This window comes from Sphingomonas sp. NFR15, assembly GCF_900103265.1.
GTDB lineage: Bacteria > Pseudomonadota > Alphaproteobacteria > Sphingomonadales > Sphingomonadaceae > Sphingomonas > Sphingomonas pollutisoli.
Genome location: NZ_FMWX01000001.1, coordinates 806,087 through 821,992 on the forward strand (window position 1 = coordinate 806,087; position 15,906 = coordinate 821,992).

The window sequence follows — 15,906 nt, forward strand, 5'->3', positions numbered from 1 at the left end:
CGGGTACCCGCCCTCCGCTTTGGACGCCGCGCGCGGCAGCGCGTGCCGCATCAGGGCATGAATCGTCGCTTTTCCGGTATTTCCGTGCCGCCAACGTGATATGAGGCGCGCGTTGAGGACAAGGTCGTCATGATCGATACCATTATCGAGCCATCCGACCCGGAGGCGGGTTGGTCGCGACTGGCAGCGGCGAGCGAGCGGCTCGCCACGACGCGCTCGCTCGGCGAGGTCGTGGCGGTACTGCGCGAGACGGCGCGCGCGATCGTCGGCGCGGAGGGCATCGCGGTCGTGGTCCGTGAGGCCGGCACCTGCTTCTACGCCGCCGAGGATGCGGTCGGCCCGCTATGGGCGGGGAAGCGCTTCCCGATCGAAAGCTGCGTTTCCGGCTGGGCGATGCTGCACCAGGAAACCGTGGTCATCCCCGACATCCGTACCGACGACCGCATCCCACGGGATGCCTATAGCCCGACATTCGTGCGCAGCCTCGCCATGGCGGCGATCGGCCGGCCCGAGCCGATCGCCGCGATCGGCGCCTATTGGTCGCGGACGGGCGAGCCCGATCCGGCGGTGGTCGCGCGGCTCGAGGCGCTCGCCCGGTCCGCCGCGATCGCGATCGAGAATGCGCGACTGCTCGCCTCGATCCGCGAGAGCGACCGTCAGCGCGAGATGGCGCTCGCCGCCGGGCGCATGGGGGTGTGGTCGCTCGATCTGCCGAGCCGCGCGCTCAAGACCTCGGCGATGTGCCGGATCACCTTCGGGCGCGATCCCGACCAGGATTTCTCCTTCGCCGAATTGCGCGCGGCGATCCACCCCGATGACCGTGAGCGCGTGTTCGCGACGATCTGGGAAAGCATCGCCAACGCCAACGACTGCGATCTCGAACATCGCGTGGTGACGGCGGCGGGCGAGACGTGCTGGGTCGCGATCCGCGCGCAGCCGACCTATGCGGCGGACGGAACGCCGCTGATGCTCGCCGGCGTATCGGTCGACATCACCGCGCGCCAGCGGATGGAGGAGGCGCTGCGCGACTCCGCCGCGACGCTCGAACATCTCGTCGCCGAGCGCACGCGCGAACTGATCAAGACGCAGGAGGCGCTGCGCCAATCGCAAAAGCTGGAGGCGATGGGCCAGCTCACCGGCGGCGTCGCGCACGATTTCAACAATCTGCTCACCCCGATCATCGGCAGCCTCGATCTGCTGCAGCGCCGCGCGGTCGGCGGCGCGCGCGAGCAACGGCTGATCTCGGGCGCGATCGAATCGGCGGATCGCGCCAAGACGCTCGTCCAGCGGCTGCTCGCCTTCGCGCGCCGCCAGCCGCTCAACCCCGGCGCGATCGACGTCGCGACGTTGCTGATCGAGATGAGCACGCTGATCGGCACCACGATCGGTCCGCAGATATCGCTCCGCCTCGATATCGCCGAGGATCTGCCGCTCGCCCACGCCGATGCGAACCAGGTCGAGATGGCGATTCTCAATCTGGCGGTGAACGCGCGCGACGCGATGCCCGAGGGGGGCACGCTGACGATCGCGGCAAAGCTCGACAGCGCCGGCCGCGACCACCGCGCCGGCCTGAGCGAAGGGCAATATATCCTGCTGTCCGTGGCGGACACGGGAACCGGCATGGACGAGACGACGCGCGCGCGCGCGATCGAACCGTTCTTCTCGACCAAGGGCGTCGGGCGCGGCACGGGGCTTGGCCTGTCGATGGCGCACGGCCTCGCGCTGCAGCTCGGCGGCGCGCTCGCGCTCGACAGCGCGGTCGGCGCGGGAACGCTGATCGAATTGTGGCTGCCGGTCTCGAATGTCGCCGTGCTCGCCGTCGCGGCGGTGCCGGCCGAAGCGGCGCCGCACCGGCACTCGGGCACGGCGCTGCTGGTCGATGACGAGAATCTGGTCCGCGCCACCACCGCCGACATGCTGACCGATCTCGGCTTCACGGTGATCGAGGCGCGCTCGGGCGAGGAGGCGCTCGCGCTGCTCGACGCGAACCCCGACATCGACATCCTCGTCACCGACCATGTCATGCCGCACATGACCGGGGCCGAGCTGGCGCGCGCGGCGACGGCGCGGCGCCCCGGCCTGCGCGTGCTGGTGGTTTCGGGCTATTCCGACGCCGGCGGCCTGTCGCCCGACCTGCCGCGGCTGGAGAAGCCCTTCCGCCAGGCCGACCTCGCGCTGCATATCGCCGCGGCGATGCAGATGCCGGCGGCGGCCTCGGTCTGAATTGGTCAATCCGATCAAGACGATGATCGCGCGATTGGAAAGAACCCGAGACAGACCCGCTTCGATTATGGCAGAAGACGCGGTGGGCCGCGAAATCGCAAGGGGCGCGGGCGGCCACGGCATCGGAGGGGGGCATGAAGGCCGAAGGCGAAACACAGGCTGAGGGCTCCGGCGAAGGCCGCGACCGGCTGTACCAGCAGCTCGCGCGCAAATTGTTCGAGGAGCTGGCCTCGGGCCGCTATGCGATCGGCGACCGGTTGCCCGCCGAACGCGATCTCGCGATCGAGCATGGCGTCAGCCGGCCGACTGTGCGCGAGGCGATCATCGCGCTCGAGGTGCAGGGCTTCGTCGAGGTGCGGATCGGTGCGGGCGCCTATGTGCGGCGCATTCCGGGCACCGCCGAGACGCCCGGTTTCCACGTCACCGGTTTCGAGCTGATGGAGGCGCGGATCGCGATCGAAGGCGAGGCGGCGGCGCTGGCGGCGGTGCAGATCACCGATGCCGAACTCGATCTGCTCGACGAGCTGGTCGAACGGATCGACCGACAGAACCGGATGAGCGCCAACCCCGACGACGCGGACAATACCGACCGCGAGTTCCATCAGGTGATCGCGCGCGCGACGCGCAACGCGGCGATGGTCAATACGGTCGAGCATATGTGGCATCTGCGGGCGAGTTCACCCGACATCGCGCTGCTGCTCGCCAAGGCGCGGGCGGCCAAGGTGAAGCCGGTGGTCGAGGAACATCGCGTGATCGCCGAGGCGCTACGCTCGCGCGACCCGCAGCGCGCGCGCGGGGCGATGCGCGCGCATATCGCGGCGGTGCTCGACCATCTGCTGTTCGCGACCGAGGAAGCCGCCGTCGCCGAAGCGCGGCGCGCGGCGCAGACCACGCGCGAGCGGTTCAGCCGGCTGAGCGGGCTGTAGCGAGCCGGGCGCGGGATCCGACGAACGGTTTCGAGACGAACCGTTCGCACTGAGCGAAGTCGAAGGGCGTGCCGCAAGCGCCGTGCTCGCGGTACGGGCTTCGACTTCGCTCAGCCCGAACGGGGTTGAGGGTTACTCCGCCGCCTGCGCGAGCGGCGCGTCCTTCCACACCAGCACCGGCTTGCGCGCCGCCTGCGTCTCGTCGAGGCGGCTGCGCGGCGCGAAATGCGGGGCGGTCTTGAGCGTGGCGTCGCCCGCGCGCGCGCGCTCCGCCACGCTGCGCAAGGCGGCGACGAACTGATCGATGCCGGCCTTGCTCTCGGTCTCGGTCGGCTCGACCAGCATCGCGCCGTGGACGACGAGCGGGAAATAGACCGTCATCGGGTGGAAGCCCTCGTCGATCAGCCCCTTCGCCACGTCGAGCGTCGAGAAGCCCTCGGGGAAGCCGTCGTCGGAGAACAGAGCCTCGTGCATGCACGGTCCCGATGCCGCGTACGGCGCGGAGAGCGTGCCCTCGAGGCTGCGCAGGATGTAATTGGCGTTGAGCACCGCATCCTCGGCGACCTGCTTCAGCCCGTCCGCGCCGTGGCTGAGGATGTAGGTGAGCGCGCGCGTGAACATGCCCATCTGGCCGTGGAACGCGACCATCCGGCCGAAGCTCTGCGGATGATCGTCGCCCGCGGTCTCTTCCTCGACCAACGCGAAATGGCCGTCGGCGTGCTTGGCGACGAACGGCAGCGGGCCGAACGGCGACAAGGCTTCGGACAGCACGACCGGCCCCGAGCCAGGACCGCCGCCGCCATGCGGGGTCGAGAAGGTCTTGTGCAGGTTGATGTGCATCGCGTCGATGCCGAGATCGCCCGGACGCACCTTGCCGACGATCGCGTTGAAGTTCGCGCCGTCGCAATAGACGAAACCGCCAACGGCGTGGACCGCGTCCGAGATCGTCTTCATGTCGCGTTCGAACAGCCCGCAGGTGTTCGGGTTGGTGATCATCACCGCCGCCACATCCGGTCCGAGCCGGGCGATCAGCGCGGCGCTGTCGACACGGCCTTCGTCGGTGGCGGGGATGTTCTCGACCGTATAGCCCGCGAACGCCGCCGTCGCGGGGTTGGTGCCGTGCGCGCTCTCCGGCACCAGGATGACCTTGCGGTGCCCCTCGCCCTTGGCTTCCAAAGCGGCCTTGATCGCGAGGATGCCGCACAGCTCGCCGTGCGCGCCCGCCTTGGGGCTCATCGCAACGCCGTGCATGCCGGTGAGCGTGATGAGCCACACCGCGAGTTCCTGAATCACGCCGAGGGCGCCCTGCACGGTATCGACCGGCTGGAGCGGGTGGACGTCGGCGAAACCGGGCAGCCGCGCCATCTTCTCGTTGAGGCGCGGATTGTGCTTCATCGTGCACGAGCCGAGCGGGAACAGCCCGAGGTCGATCGCGTAATTCTGGCGGCTGAGGCGCGTGTAATGCCGCATCGCCTCGGGTTCGGACAGGCCGGGCAGGCCGATCGTGGTGGTGCGTTCGAGAGTGCCGAGGCGCGGCTTGCCCGCCGGCGGCTCGGCGAGATCGACGCCGGTGGTCAAGGTCGAGCCGACCTCGAAGATCAGCGGCTCCTCGAGCATCAGCGCGCGGTTGCCGGTGACGGTGGCGGGCGCCGCGTTGGCGGCGGTCTCGGGGCGCTCGGGGCGCCAGCCGGCGGGATTGATGCTCATGCCAGTTCCTCCGCGAGCGCCTGCGCCAGCGCTTCGACATCGTCTTCGGTGGTGGTTTCGGTGACGGCGACGACAAGGCCGTTCGCCAGCGCCGCCGCGCCCGGATAGAGCCGCCCCAGCGACACGCCGGCGAGAATGCCGCGATCGGCGAGCGCGCGGACGACCGGGCGGGCTTCCTTGGTCAGCTTGAGCGTGAACTCGTTGAAGAACGCACCGTTCACCAGTTCGACGCCGGGCACTTCAGCAAGCCGGTCGGCGGCCGAAACCGCGCCCAGGTGATTGAGATCGGCGAGCCGGCGCAGCCCCGCCTCGCCGAGCAGCGTCATGTGCGCGGACATCGCCAGCGCACACAGCACCGAGGAGGTGCAGATGTTCGAGGTCGCCTTCTCGCGGCGGATGTGCTGCTCGCGCGTGGAGAGCGTCAGCACGAAGCCGCGCTTGCCCTCCGCATCGACGGTCTCGCCGCAGAGCCGGCCCGGCATCTGGCGGACATATTTGTCCTTGCAGCCGAAAAGGCCCACGTATGGGCCGCCGAACTGGAGGCCCACGCCGAGCGACTGGCCTTCACCCACCACGATATCGGCGTCCATCTCGCCGGGCGAGCGGATCGCGCCGAGCGCGACCGGCTCGGTGACGACCGCGACGAGCAGCGCCTTGTTGGCATGGCACGCGTCGGCAAGCGCGGAGAGATCGGCGATGCGGCCGAGGATGTCCGGATATTGCACGACCACGCACGAGGTTTCGCCGTCGATCTTGGCGATCAGCGCGTCGATGCCGAAATCGTCGTCGAGCGTCGGCAGCGCGGTATCGAGCGCGTCGCCGGTGTATTTCGCCATCGTCTTCGCGACGGAAACGTAATGCGGGTGAAGCCCCGGCGAGAGGATCGCCTTGGCGCGCTTGGTGATCCGCCGCGCCATGCCGATCGCTTCCCAGCACGCAGTCGAGCCGTCGTACATCGAGGCGTTGGCGACGTCGGTGCCGAGCAGCCGCGCGACCTGCGTCTGGAACTCGAACATCACCTGCAACGTGCCCTGCGCGATCTCGGGCTGGTACGGCGTATAGGCGGTGAGGAACTCGCCACGCTGGATGATGTGATCGACGCTCGCCGGCACGTGATGCCGGTAGGCGCCGCAGCCGAGGAAGAACGGCACCTGCCCGGCGACCGTGTTGCGCGCGGCGAGCGCGCTCATGTGGCGTTCGACCGCCATTTCGCTCGCGTGCATCGGCAGGCCGGCGATCGGACCCGAGAGGCGCGCGGCCTCGGGCACATCGACGAACAGATCGTCGATCGTGGCGGCGCCGACCACGCTGAGCATCGCCTGGCGATCGGTGTCGGTGAGGGGCAGATAGCGCATTCGAATCTCCTCCCCTCCCGCTTGCGGGAGGGGCTGGGGGAGGGCTTGTCCGCAAACAATCGGCCGGAGGGGTGGACAGGCCCTCCCCCGACCCCTCCCGCAAGCGGGAGGGGAGAAAGGTTTACTGCTTCGCCACGAAGTCGGCGTAGGCCGCTTCGTCCATCAGGCTCGACAGTTCCGAAGGATCGGAGAGCGTCAGCTTGAAGAACCAGCCCTGCCCTTCGGCATCCTCGTTGACGAGCGCGGGATTGTCGGCGAGCGCGGGGTTGCCCTCGGTCACCGTGCCGGAGACCGGCGCGTACACGTCCGACGCGGCCTTGACGCTTTCGACCACGGCGGCGTCGCCGCCCTTGGTCAGCGCCTTGCCCGCCTCGGGCACCTCGACGAACACGATGTCGCCGAGCTGGCCCTGCGCGAATTCGGTGATGCCGACCGTGCCGGTATCGCCCTCGACATCGACCCACTCATGATCTTCGGTGAAATAGCGGCTCATGGCACGGGCCTCCTGTTAGCGGACGTAGCGGTGGGGAACGAAGGGCATCGCGGTGACGGTCGCGTGATGGACCTTGCCGCGCTGCGAAAGCTGGATGCGGGTGCCGGCGGCGGCGAGCGCGGCGGGCACATAGGCCATTGCGATCGGCGCACCGAGGCTCGGCGCGAAGCCGCCCGAGGTGACGCGGCCGTGCTCGCCGCCATCGGCGCCGAGCACGGCCGCGCCCTCGCGCACCGGCTGGCGACCCTCGACCAGCAGGCCGACGCGCTTCACCGCCGGGCCGTTCTCGCGCTCGGCGAGGATGCGCTCGGCACCGGGGAAATCGGCGGCTTCCCGGCGGCGCTTGGACAGCGCGAAGCCGAGATCGGCGACCACCGGCGTGATCGTCTCGTCGAGATCATGGCCGTAGAGCGGCAGCCCCGCCTCCAGCCGGAGCGAATCGCGCGCGCCGAGACCGATCGGCTTGACCTCGGGCTGTTCGCACAGCGCATCCGCGAGCGCCTCGGCATGCTCGCCATCGACCGAAATCTCGAAACCATCCTCGCCGGTATAGCCCGAGCGCGCGATCCACAGCGGCTTGCCGTCCCATTCGAACGCCGCCGCCGTCATGAAGACGAGATCGCGCACGCCCGACACCAGCCGCGCGAGCGCATCGACCGCCTTCGGCCCCTGCAGGGCGAGCAGCGCCTGATCCTCCATATGGTTGATGAGCACGTCCTCGGGCAGTTGATCGAGGAAATAGGCGATATCGTCGAACTTGGTCGCGCCGTTGACGACCATGTAGAGGCCGCGCACGTCGAACGGATTCTCGTCGGGCAGGCGCGTGACCATGAGATCGTCGAGAATGCCGCCGTCTTCGGCGAGCAGCAGCGAATAGCGCTGGCGGCCCTGCTTCAACCCGGCGATGTCGCCCGGCAGAACCGATTCGAGCGCGCCGTCGAGATCGGCTCCCGCTTCGGCGGGTTCCTCGATGCGGAACAGGAGCTGGCCCATGTGGCTGACATCGAACAGCCCCGCCGACTCGCGCACCCACAGATGCTCGGGCATCACGCCTTCATACTGGACGGGCATGTGATAGCCGGCGAACTCGACCATGCGGCCGCCGCGCGCGCGGTGCCACGCATCGAGCGGCAGCGGCAGGATGGCGGGTTCGCCACCGTCGTCCGGGCCGGTATCGTCGATCAAATCCGCTTCGCTCATCCCGGTCTCCATGCGTAGGTCTGACGGCGAACATGGCGCGCACGCATGCCCGCCACGATTCACCGCCCCCTCTGTCACGGAACCTGAGAGCTTTCACCAACCGCACGACCGGATGGTTTACCCCTTCGGTGGGCCGCGCGAAACGCGCTGGGCCGCTTTCCAGAGTGTCGATTCGGCCGGCACGGTCCGCTTTGCCTGAGAGATTCCGGGGCGGTTGCTCCTTCGGCGGCGGGTCGCCCCGCACTCTCCCGTGCCTGCCCATGCCGGTCACCCGGCATCGACCGCGCCGGTGTGGCGCGGCGCGGCAACGGTGTCAATCGGCGTTGGCGCGGGTGGTGTGAAATTGCCGACGCCGTTGCGTTCCCACCCAAGCCGTTCGTGTCGAGCGACGTCGAGACACACACGCGGCGCTCCGGGCGCGTCCCTCGACTTCGCTCGGGGCGGACGGTGTGGGAGTGGCCCTTGCCGACGCATGGACGGTTCGGGGCGGGAGTGACGCCTGCCGCCCCGTGATCGATTCCGCCCGGTACCTCGACTTCGCTCGGGGCGGACGGGTTTTGGTGAGGTCCGATCCCTCACCTTAGCCCCGATCCCGGCCCCATGTTACCGGGTCGCGTTATACTTGAGCTGGTCGTCGGTGAGCTGGAAGCCGACCAGCGCCTCGAAGGTGGCGCGGGCGACGGCCTGGCGGATCTCCGGGCGGGTCAGCGGGTCGGTGGCGGCGTCCTGATCGCCGGCCTTGCGCTTCTCGGTCAGCTTGGCGCGGACCTCCTTGGGCAGGGTCGCCGCCGAACGATCGACGCTGGCGCCGCCGGTTCCGGTCGCGCTCGCGCGCAGGCTGCCGGCATCGAAGTGGAGCGTGACATGGCCGATGCGCTTGGCGACGACGGCGGTGCCGCCCTGCATCACCACCACGAAGAACGGCAGCGTCACGTCGCGCGCGCCCTCCGCACTGGCGCGGCGCGCGCGCACCTCGAAGGTGACGGTGGTGGCGATATCGTCGCTCTGGTCGTTGCAGGTCGAGCGGACGTTGGTGAGCGTCGCCGTGACGTCGATCGCCTTGGCGTCGCGGCTCTGCGGCGGGTTGAAGAGCGTGATGTCGCCCGTCGCCGCCGGGACGCCTACCGTGGGGCAGGCCGAGCGGATCGCGGAGATGCCGCCGGTCTCGTCGAACTCGCCGACCGAGGAGCACCCCGCGAGCAGCGTCAGGAGGGCGGAAGCGGCGAATTTGCGGCCTGTCAGGAACATACGCACCTTAGTCACGAAGGAAGGGGCCGCGGCTTGTGATCGCCCGGCCCCGATGGCATGGCACCATAGGAAGCGGCTTCCGCCCGTGCAAGCAATCGCGTAGAAGGTTCGCTAATGACCCCCTCACCCTTCCAAGCGCCCGGCAAGCCCCGGCTCGAACTCGTCATCGCCGCCCCGCGTGGTTTCTGCGCGGGTGTCGACCGTGCCATCCAGATCGTCGAGCTCGCGATCGAGAAGCATGGCGCGCCGGTCTATGTCCGCCACGAGATCGTCCACAACAAGCATGTCGTCGATGCGCTGAAGGCCAAGGGCGCGGTGTTCGTCGAGGAGCTCGACGAGGTGCCCGATGCGGCGCCGGTGGTGTTCTCGGCGCACGGCGTGCCCAAATCGGTGCCGGTGGAGGCGACCGTGCGGGGGCTGTCGTGGCTCGACGCGACCTGCCCGCTGGTGTCCAAGGTCCACCGTCAGGCCGAGCGGCATGTCGCCAACGGCCGCCACATCGTCTTCATCGGCCATGCCGGCCACCCCGAGGTGATCGGTACGCTCGGCCAGGTGCCCGAGGGGGCGATGTCGCTGCTCGAGACCTGCGCGGACGTGGCGGCGTTCGAACCCGCCGACCCCGACAATCTCGCCTTCCTCACGCAGACGACGCTGTCGGTCGACGACACGGCCGAGATCGTCGCGGCGCTGAAGGCGAAGTTCCCGAACATCCAGGGGCCGCGCGGCGAGGACATCTGCTACGCCACGTCGAACCGGCAGGAAGCGGTCAAGGCGATCGCGCAGGATTGCGACGCGATGCTGGTGATCGGCGCGCACAATTCCTCCAACTCGGTGCGGCTGGTCGAGGTCTCGCGGCGCGAAGGCACGCCGGCGCAACTGATCCCATGCGCGGACGAACTCGACTTCGCGTTCCTCGACGGGGTGAAGACGCTCGGGATCAGCGCGGGCGCGTCGGCGCCCGAGATACTGGTGCGCGATCTCGTCGCCAAGCTGGCCGAGCGGTTCGACATCGTCGAACGCGAGGTCGAGACGACGCGCGAGACGATCGCCTTCAAGCTGCCGCGCGGCCTCGAAGCCGTCGCGTGACGCGCCTTAGCACACACCGGTAATTTCCCATGGCCGTCTATACACAGGTGTCAGCCGAGGCGCTGGCCGCTTTCCTGTCGCGCTATGATTGCGGCGCGCTGATCTCCGCCAAGGGCATCGCCGAGGGGGTGGAGAACACCAACTACCTCGTCGATACCACCAGCGGGCGCTTCATCCTGACGCTCTACGAGAAGCGCGTCGCGGCGGACGATTTGCCGTTCTTCATGGCGCTGCTCGATCATCTCGCCGCGAAGGGGCTGAACGTGCCGCCAGCGATCAAGGATCGTTCCGGGCGCGAGATACAAGAGCTCGCGGGGCGGCCCGCGTGCCTCATCAAATTCCTGTCGGGCGTGTCGGTGTCACATCCCACGCCGGCGCAGGCCGAGGCGGCGGGCCGGGCGATGGCTGAGATGCACGTCGCAGTGGGGGATTTCACCGGCACGCGCGACAATTCGATGGGCGTGGCGAGCTGGCGCCCGCTGTTCGAGCGGTGCGGGCGCAGTCTCGATGAAATCGCGCCGGGGCTGTACGACGATCTCGGCCGCGCGCTCGACGTGGTCACCGCCGCCTGGCCCGATGCGGGGTTCGACCGGATCGCGATCCACGCCGACCTGTTCCCCGACAACGTGCTGATGCTCGGCGATACGGTCTCCGGGCTGATCGACTTCTATTTCGCCTGCACCGATCTCCGTCTCTACGATCTCGCGATCATGCACACCGCATGGAGCTTCGATGCGAGCGGCGAGACGTATCACGCCGCGACCGGCGAGGCGCTGATTCGCGGGTATGAGAGCCGCTTCGCGCTCCAGCCGCTCGAGCGCGCCGCGTTCGACACGCTGGCGAGCGGCGCGTGCATCCGCTTCGCGCTGTCGCGGGCGTGGGACTGGCTCAACACGCCGGCCGACGCGCTCGTCACGCGCAAGGATCCGCTCGCCTATCTGCGCCGGCTCGCCCATTATGACCCCTCGCTGGTGACACACGTACGATGAGCGAACTCGACAAGGTTGAAATCTTCACCGACGGCGCGTGCAAGGGCAATCCCGGCCCCGGCGGCTGGGGCGTGGTGCTGCGCATGGGCGCGGCCGAGAAGGAGCTTTCGGGCGGCGCGCCGCTCACCACCAACAACCGCATGGAGATGACCGCCGCGATCGAGGGCCTCAAGGCGCTCACCCGGCCGTGTCAGGTCGTGCTGTCGACCGATAGCCGCTATGTGATGGATGGCCTGACCAAGTGGATCAAGGGCTGGCAGAGGAACGGCTGGAAGACGGCCGACAAGAAGCCGGTCAAGAACGCCGAACTCTGGCAGGATCTGCTCGCCGCCGCCAAGCCGCACCGGATCGAGTGGAAATGGGTGAAGGGCCACGCCGGCCACCCCGAGAACGAACGCGCCGACCGGCTGGCGAGCGACGCGGCGGTGGCGGCGGGGCGGCGGGGGTAAGCCTCGACCACGACCAACCCCTCCCCGTTCGTGTCGAGCGTAGTCGAGACACCTGCGCTTGGTGCCATCCCTCGACTTCGCTCGGGACGAACGGGTCGGAAGTTTATACCTGCCCACGCCGGCCATGTATCGCTCAGCACGAACGGAATGTCCGATGATGGTGACGAACCCGCCGCGTGCCGCTATGGGCACGCGCATGAGCCAGATCACCCCCGAGATCGTCGCCCAGCACGGGCTGTCCGAAGATGAATATGCGCGCGTGCTGAAGGCGCTCGGGCGGGAACCGAACCTGACCGAACTCGGCATCTTCTCGGTGATGTGGTCGGAGCATTGCAGCTACAAATCGAGCCGGATCCATCTCAAGAAGCTGCCCACCACCGGCCCGCAGGTGATCTGCGGCCCCGGCGAGAATGCCGGCGTGGTCGATATCGGCGACGGCCAGGCCGCCATCTTCAAGATGGAGTCGCACAACCATCCCTCGTACATCGAGCCGTATCAGGGCGCAGCGACCGGAGTCGGCGGCATCCTGCGCGATGTGTTCACGATGGGCGCGCGGCCGATCGCCAATCTCAACGCGCTGCGCTTCGGCTCGCCCGACCACCCCAAGACGCGCCATCTGATCGCGGGCGTGGTCCACGGCATCGGCGGCTATGGCAATTGCGTCGGCGTGCCGACGGTCGGCGGCGAGGTCAACTTCCACAAGGCGTATGACGGCAACATCCTCGTCAACGCGATGACGGTCGGCATCGCCGATACCGACAAGATCTTCTATTCCGCCGCGAGCGGGGTCGGCAATCCGATCGTCTATGTCGGATCGAAGACCGGGCGCGACGGCATCCACGGCGCGACCATGGCCTCGGCCGACTTCGGCGAGGATGCCGACGCCAAGCGCCCGACCGTGCAGGTCGGCGATCCTTTCACCGAGAAGCTGCTGATCGAGGCGTGTCTCGAACTGATGGCCTCGGATGCGATCGTCGCGATTCAGGACATGGGGGCGGCGGGCCTCACCTCCTCCTCGGTCGAGATGGCGTCCAAGGGCGGCGTCGGCATCGAACTCAACATGAACGCGGTGCCGCAGCGCGAAACCGGCATGACGCCCTATGAGATGATGCTGAGCGAGAGCCAGGAGCGGATGCTCATGGTGCTCAAGCCCGGCCGCGAGGATTTCGCCGAGGCGATCTTCCGCAAGTGGGAGCTGGATTTCGCGGTGATCGGCCATGTCACCGACACCGGGCGGATGGTGCTGACCTTCAACGGCGAGACCGTGTGCGACATCCCGCTCGCGCCGCTCGCCGACGAGGCGCCGCTGTACGACCGGCCTTCGGTGAGCCGCGAGGAATACAAGGCCTGGGCGGGCGTGAAGCCGCTCGACGACACGCCCACGACGACCGATCTCCGCGCCGATCTGCTCAAGCTGATGGCTTCGCCCGACATCGCTTCGCGCCGCTGGATCTGGGAGCAATATGACACGCAGGTCGGTGGCGACACCGTGCAGCGGCCGGGCGGCGACGCGGCGGTGGTGCGCGTCCACGGCACGCAGAAGGGCATCGCGATCAGCACCGATTGCACCCCGCGCTATTGCTATGCCGATCCCTATGAGGGCGGCAAGCAGGCGATCGCCGAATGCTATCGCAATCTCTCGGCGGTCGGCGCGCTGCCGCTGGCGGTGACCAACTGCCTCAACTTCGCCAATCCGCAGCGCCCCGAGATCATGGCGCAGATCACCGGCTGTCTCGACGGCATGAGCGACGCCTGCCGCGCGCTCGACTTCCCGATCGTGAGCGGCAACGTCTCGCTGTACAACGAATCCAAGGCGACCGGCGGCGGATCGGCGATCCTGCCGACCCCGGCGATCGGCGGGATCGGGCTGCTCAAGGACTGGTCGAAATCCGCGACGATCGGCTTCAAGGGCACCGGCGACGTGATCGTGCTGATCGGCAGCCGCACCGGCCATCTCGGCCAGTCGCTGTGGCTGCGTGAGCTTCATGGCCGCGAGGACGGCACGCCACCCCCGGTCGACCTCGACGCCGAGCGCGCGGCGGGCACGTTCGTGCGCGAAGCGATCCACGCCGGCGCGCTGACGGCGGTGCATGACGTGTCCGACGGCGGCGTCGCCGTGACGATCGCGGAAATGGCGCTGGCCGGCGGCTATGGCGCGATGCTCAACGCGCCGCTGCCGTGCGGCGTGGCGTGCGCGCTGTTCGGCGAGGACCAGGGGCTGTACGTCGCGACCGTGGCCGACCACCTGCTGATGGAGACGCTGAAGCGCGGCTATGCGGCCGGAGTGGAGATCGAGCGGATCGGGCGGACGATCGCCGACCGGATCATCTTCGAGCTGCCCGATGACGATCATGTCGTTACGCTCGCCGAGTTGCGCACCGCGCATGAGGGTTTCTTCCCGGCGCTGATGGGCGACACGATCGCCTGAGCGTTCCGTCGCCGCTGGATGGTATCCACGGCCGACGCTGGCCGGGCGCGGGCGGGCGCGACGTTTACCGCCGCCGCGCGCTCGCCTATCCTCGCGCCCGCATTGAACGATCAGGGCCACGGCATGACACCTTATACCCAATCGGGCACGTGGCGCGGGCTGGTGCTGGCGACGGCGGTCTCGGGCACGTTGCTGCTGCTCGCAGGGTTCGCGGGCGCGATCTGGTCGGGCGGCAGCCCGCTGGCAATGCTCACCCATATCGCGAGCGGCGTGATCGGCGACGCCGCGTGGCGTGGCCCCGTCATCGGGCCGCTGCTCGGGCTGCTGGTCCATTTCGTGCTGATCGGCGTGATCGTGAATCTGTATGTGATCGCCGTTGTTCGGGTGCCCGCGCTGAGCCGGCGTTGGCGGCTCGGCGGCGTGGTGTTCGGCGCGCTCGCCTGGATGGTGCTGGCCGTGATCGCATCGCCGCGCGACTGGCCGCCGGCGTTCCTCGCTCTCACCTCCCGCGAGGCGGGCGTGCAGATTCTGCTCCATATCTTGCTGCTCGGGCTGCCGAGCGCGGCGCTGCTCCGGCGGGCGAACGGCTGGCGCGGGTGATTCTTATTGCGAGCGCGCCGCAATAGACTTGCGACGGATTCGCATTATCGCTACTTGAGCGCCAGCGGAGGATCCTTCGGATGGTCGTGTGTATCTGTAATGCGATTCGGGAAAGTGACGTCCGGGCGGCGGCGCGCCAAGGCTGCGCGACGCCGTGCCAGGTTCATCAGGCGCTCGGCCGCCCGCCCAAGTGCGGGAAATGTGCCGCCTTCGCGCGCACCATCATCGACGAAGAACGCGCGGTCGCTTAAACAGCCCGCTTTCTGAACGGGAGCGACATATGCGCGGCGACGACAAGGTTATCGAGTTCCTCAACGAGGTGCTCAAGAACGAACTCACCGCGATCAACCAATATTGGCTGCACTATCGGATGCTCGACCATTGGGGCGTCGGTCGCCTCGCCGAGTTCGAGCGCCACGAGTCGATCGACGAGATGAAGCACGCCGACTGGCTTTCGGAACGCATCCTGTTCCTCGACGGGCTGCCCAATTTCCAGTTGCTCGGCCGGCTGCGCATCGGTGAAACGGTCGAGGAAGTGCTCAAGGCCGATCTCGCGCTCGAAATGGACGCGCTGCCGGTGCTGCGCGAAGCGATCGCGCATTGCGAGGCCGTCCACGACTTCATCAGCCGCGACCTGTTCAAGAAGATCCTCGCCAGCGAGGAGGACCATGTCGACACGCTGGAACGCCAGTTCGACATGATCGCGCGGATGGGGCTGGAGAATTACATCCAGTTGCAGAGCAAGCCCGCCGACGAGCAGGAGTAAGCGCGCCGGCGGCCTTCGGCGACCGCAATCAGGAACGCGCGGCGCGCCTCGCTACGCCGTCGCCGCGTCGTTCCACGTATCGAGCACATCGAGCATCTGCGGCGTGATCCAGCCATAGCGATAGTTGAGCATGAACAGCCCCCACAGGATCGAGCCGACGATCACCACGCGCAGCGCGGTGCGGCCGGGGCGGAAATCATGCGGCGCGCTTTCCGCCTGACCGGGGACGCGCTCGGCGCCCGCCTCCTCGGCGGTGCGGACGCCGAACGGCAGCACGAAGAACACCGACAGCGCGCAGAACAGGAACCAGATCGCGAGCGCCGAGGTCCACCGCATAGCCAAGTCCCATCTGCTCGCTAGCCGTTCGCGCCGGGCGAGGTCGAGGCGCCTGCGCTGGGCAGCCCCTCGGCTTCGGTCGGGACGAACGGCGGGAGTA

At 68.4% G+C, this 15,906-nt stretch carries 15 protein-coding genes and 1 riboswitch; of the genes, 9 read left to right on the top strand and 6 right to left on the bottom strand.

The features are described from left to right. Positions 1 to 129: 129 nt before the first annotated feature. Entirely contained in the window at positions 130 to 2,223 is a 2,094-nt protein-coding gene (locus BLS81_RS03745; protein WP_218123086.1) for an ATP-binding protein, read from the top strand. A gap of 134 nt (positions 2,224 to 2,357) precedes the next feature. Beyond that, a complete protein-coding gene (locus BLS81_RS03750; RefSeq protein WP_093220862.1) occupies positions 2,358 to 3,149 on the top strand; it encodes a FadR/GntR family transcriptional regulator in 792 nt (263 codons plus the stop codon). A gap of 132 nt (positions 3,150 to 3,281) precedes the next feature. Here the strand turns inward: BLS81_RS03750 and gcvPB are convergent, their stop codons facing one another. The 5 genes from gcvPB to BLS81_RS03775 form a co-directional block, all read right to left on the bottom strand. Continuing rightward, positions 3,282 to 4,856 carry an aminomethyl-transferring glycine dehydrogenase subunit GcvPB gene (gene gcvPB / locus BLS81_RS03755; RefSeq protein WP_093220864.1) on the bottom strand — a complete coding sequence of 525 codons (1,575 nt, stop codon included), beginning with the start codon at positions 4,854 to 4,856 and terminating at the stop codon, positions 3,282 to 3,284. After that, positions 4,853 to 6,211, bottom strand: coding sequence for an aminomethyl-transferring glycine dehydrogenase subunit GcvPA (gcvPA, locus tag BLS81_RS03760; protein WP_093220867.1), 1,359 nt, complete (start codon positions 6,209 to 6,211; stop codon positions 4,853 to 4,855). Before gcvPA ends, gcvPB begins: the two co-directional genes overlap by 4 nt. Before the next feature lie 121 nt (positions 6,212 to 6,332). Beyond that, on the bottom strand, positions 6,333 to 6,704 hold the full coding sequence (gcvH, locus tag BLS81_RS03765; RefSeq protein WP_093220869.1) for a glycine cleavage system protein GcvH: 372 nt from the start codon (positions 6,702 to 6,704) through the stop codon (positions 6,333 to 6,335). 15 nt (positions 6,705 to 6,719) lie between these two features. Beyond that, positions 6,720 to 7,904, bottom strand: a complete 1,185-nt coding sequence (gene gcvT / locus BLS81_RS03770; protein WP_093221796.1) for a glycine cleavage system aminomethyltransferase GcvT — start codon at positions 7,902 to 7,904, stop codon at positions 6,720 to 6,722. 172 nt (positions 7,905 to 8,076) lie between these two features. Beyond that, a riboswitch (glycine riboswitch) is annotated at positions 8,077 to 8,165 on the bottom strand. A gap of 342 nt (positions 8,166 to 8,507) precedes the next feature. Further along, on the bottom strand, positions 8,508 to 9,152 hold the full coding sequence (locus BLS81_RS03775) for a hypothetical protein (protein WP_093220872.1): 645 nt from the start codon (positions 9,150 to 9,152) through the stop codon (positions 8,508 to 8,510). Between the two features lie 114 nt (positions 9,153 to 9,266). Here BLS81_RS03775 and ispH point away from each other — a divergent pair, with 114 nt between their 5' ends. The 7 genes from ispH to bfr all read left to right on the top strand — a co-directional run bounded on the left by ispH (position 9,267) and on the right by bfr (position 15,470). Beyond that, a complete protein-coding gene (ispH, locus tag BLS81_RS03780) occupies positions 9,267 to 10,238 on the top strand; it encodes a 4-hydroxy-3-methylbut-2-enyl diphosphate reductase (RefSeq protein ID WP_093220874.1) in 972 nt (323 codons plus the stop codon). 29 nt (positions 10,239 to 10,267) lie between these two features. Beyond that, on the top strand, positions 10,268 to 11,227 hold the full coding sequence (thrB, locus tag BLS81_RS03785; protein ID WP_093220876.1) for a homoserine kinase: 960 nt from the start codon (positions 10,268 to 10,270) through the stop codon (positions 11,225 to 11,227). Continuing rightward, positions 11,224 to 11,676, top strand: a complete 453-nt coding sequence (rnhA, locus tag BLS81_RS03790) for a ribonuclease HI (RefSeq protein ID WP_093220878.1) — start codon at positions 11,224 to 11,226, stop codon at positions 11,674 to 11,676. Before thrB ends, rnhA begins: the two co-directional genes overlap by 4 nt. 196 nt (positions 11,677 to 11,872) lie before the next feature. Continuing rightward, the gene (purL, locus tag BLS81_RS03795; RefSeq protein WP_093221798.1) at positions 11,873 to 14,104 is read left to right on the top strand and encodes a phosphoribosylformylglycinamidine synthase subunit PurL; all 2,232 of its coding nucleotides are present in this window, start codon (positions 11,873 to 11,875) and stop codon (positions 14,102 to 14,104) included. Positions 14,105 to 14,122: 18 nt separating this feature from the next. Next, positions 14,123 to 14,704, top strand: a complete 582-nt coding sequence (locus BLS81_RS03800; protein WP_093220881.1) for a hypothetical protein — start codon at positions 14,123 to 14,125, stop codon at positions 14,702 to 14,704. 80 nt (positions 14,705 to 14,784) lie between these two features. Further along, positions 14,785 to 14,955, top strand: coding sequence for a (2Fe-2S)-binding protein (locus BLS81_RS03805; RefSeq protein ID WP_093220883.1), 171 nt, complete (start codon positions 14,785 to 14,787; stop codon positions 14,953 to 14,955). Between the two features lie 29 nt (positions 14,956 to 14,984). Continuing rightward, positions 14,985 to 15,470 (top strand): bacterioferritin, encoded by a 486-nt coding sequence (bfr, locus tag BLS81_RS03810; protein WP_093220886.1) that lies wholly within the window; start codon positions 14,985 to 14,987, stop codon positions 15,468 to 15,470. 51 nt (positions 15,471 to 15,521) lie between these two features. Here bfr and BLS81_RS03815 read toward each other — a convergent pair whose 3' ends face one another. Next, positions 15,522 to 15,806, bottom strand: coding sequence for a DUF1467 family protein (locus BLS81_RS03815; protein WP_093220888.1), 285 nt, complete (start codon positions 15,804 to 15,806; stop codon positions 15,522 to 15,524). Positions 15,807 to 15,906 lie beyond the last annotated feature (100 nt).

Bases quoted from the DNA above. Each gene is read 5' to 3' on its own strand.
- BLS81_RS03745 (WP_218123086.1), top strand. From the start codon at position 130: ATGATCGATACCATTATCGAGCCATCCGACCCGGAGGCGGGTTGGTCG.
- BLS81_RS03750 (WP_093220862.1), top strand. From the start codon at position 2,358: ATGAAGGCCGAAGGCGAAACACAGGCTGAGGGCTCCGGCGAAGGCCGC.
- gcvPB (WP_093220864.1), bottom strand. From the start codon at position 4,856: ATGAGCATCAATCCCGCCGGCTGGCGCCCCGAGCGCCCCGAGACCGCC.
- gcvPA (WP_093220867.1), bottom strand. From the start codon at position 6,211: ATGCGCTATCTGCCCCTCACCGACACCGATCGCCAGGCGATGCTCAGC.
- gcvH (WP_093220869.1), bottom strand. From the start codon at position 6,704: ATGAGCCGCTATTTCACCGAAGATCATGAGTGGGTCGATGTCGAGGGC.
- gcvT (WP_093221796.1), bottom strand. From the start codon at position 7,904: ATGAGCGAAGCGGATTTGATCGACGATACCGGCCCGGACGACGGTGGC.
- BLS81_RS03775 (WP_093220872.1), bottom strand. From the start codon at position 9,152: ATGTTCCTGACAGGCCGCAAATTCGCCGCTTCCGCCCTCCTGACGCTG.
- ispH (WP_093220874.1), top strand. From the start codon at position 9,267: ATGACCCCCTCACCCTTCCAAGCGCCCGGCAAGCCCCGGCTCGAACTC.
- thrB (WP_093220876.1), top strand. From the start codon at position 10,268: ATGGCCGTCTATACACAGGTGTCAGCCGAGGCGCTGGCCGCTTTCCTG.
- rnhA (WP_093220878.1), top strand. From the start codon at position 11,224: ATGAGCGAACTCGACAAGGTTGAAATCTTCACCGACGGCGCGTGCAAG.
- purL (WP_093221798.1), top strand. From the start codon at position 11,873: ATGAGCCAGATCACCCCCGAGATCGTCGCCCAGCACGGGCTGTCCGAA.
- BLS81_RS03800 (WP_093220881.1), top strand. From the start codon at position 14,123: ATGGTATCCACGGCCGACGCTGGCCGGGCGCGGGCGGGCGCGACGTTT.
- BLS81_RS03805 (WP_093220883.1), top strand. From the start codon at position 14,785: ATGGTCGTGTGTATCTGTAATGCGATTCGGGAAAGTGACGTCCGGGCG.
- bfr (WP_093220886.1), top strand. From the start codon at position 14,985: ATGCGCGGCGACGACAAGGTTATCGAGTTCCTCAACGAGGTGCTCAAG.
- BLS81_RS03815 (WP_093220888.1), bottom strand. From the start codon at position 15,806: ATGCGGTGGACCTCGGCGCTCGCGATCTGGTTCCTGTTCTGCGCGCTG.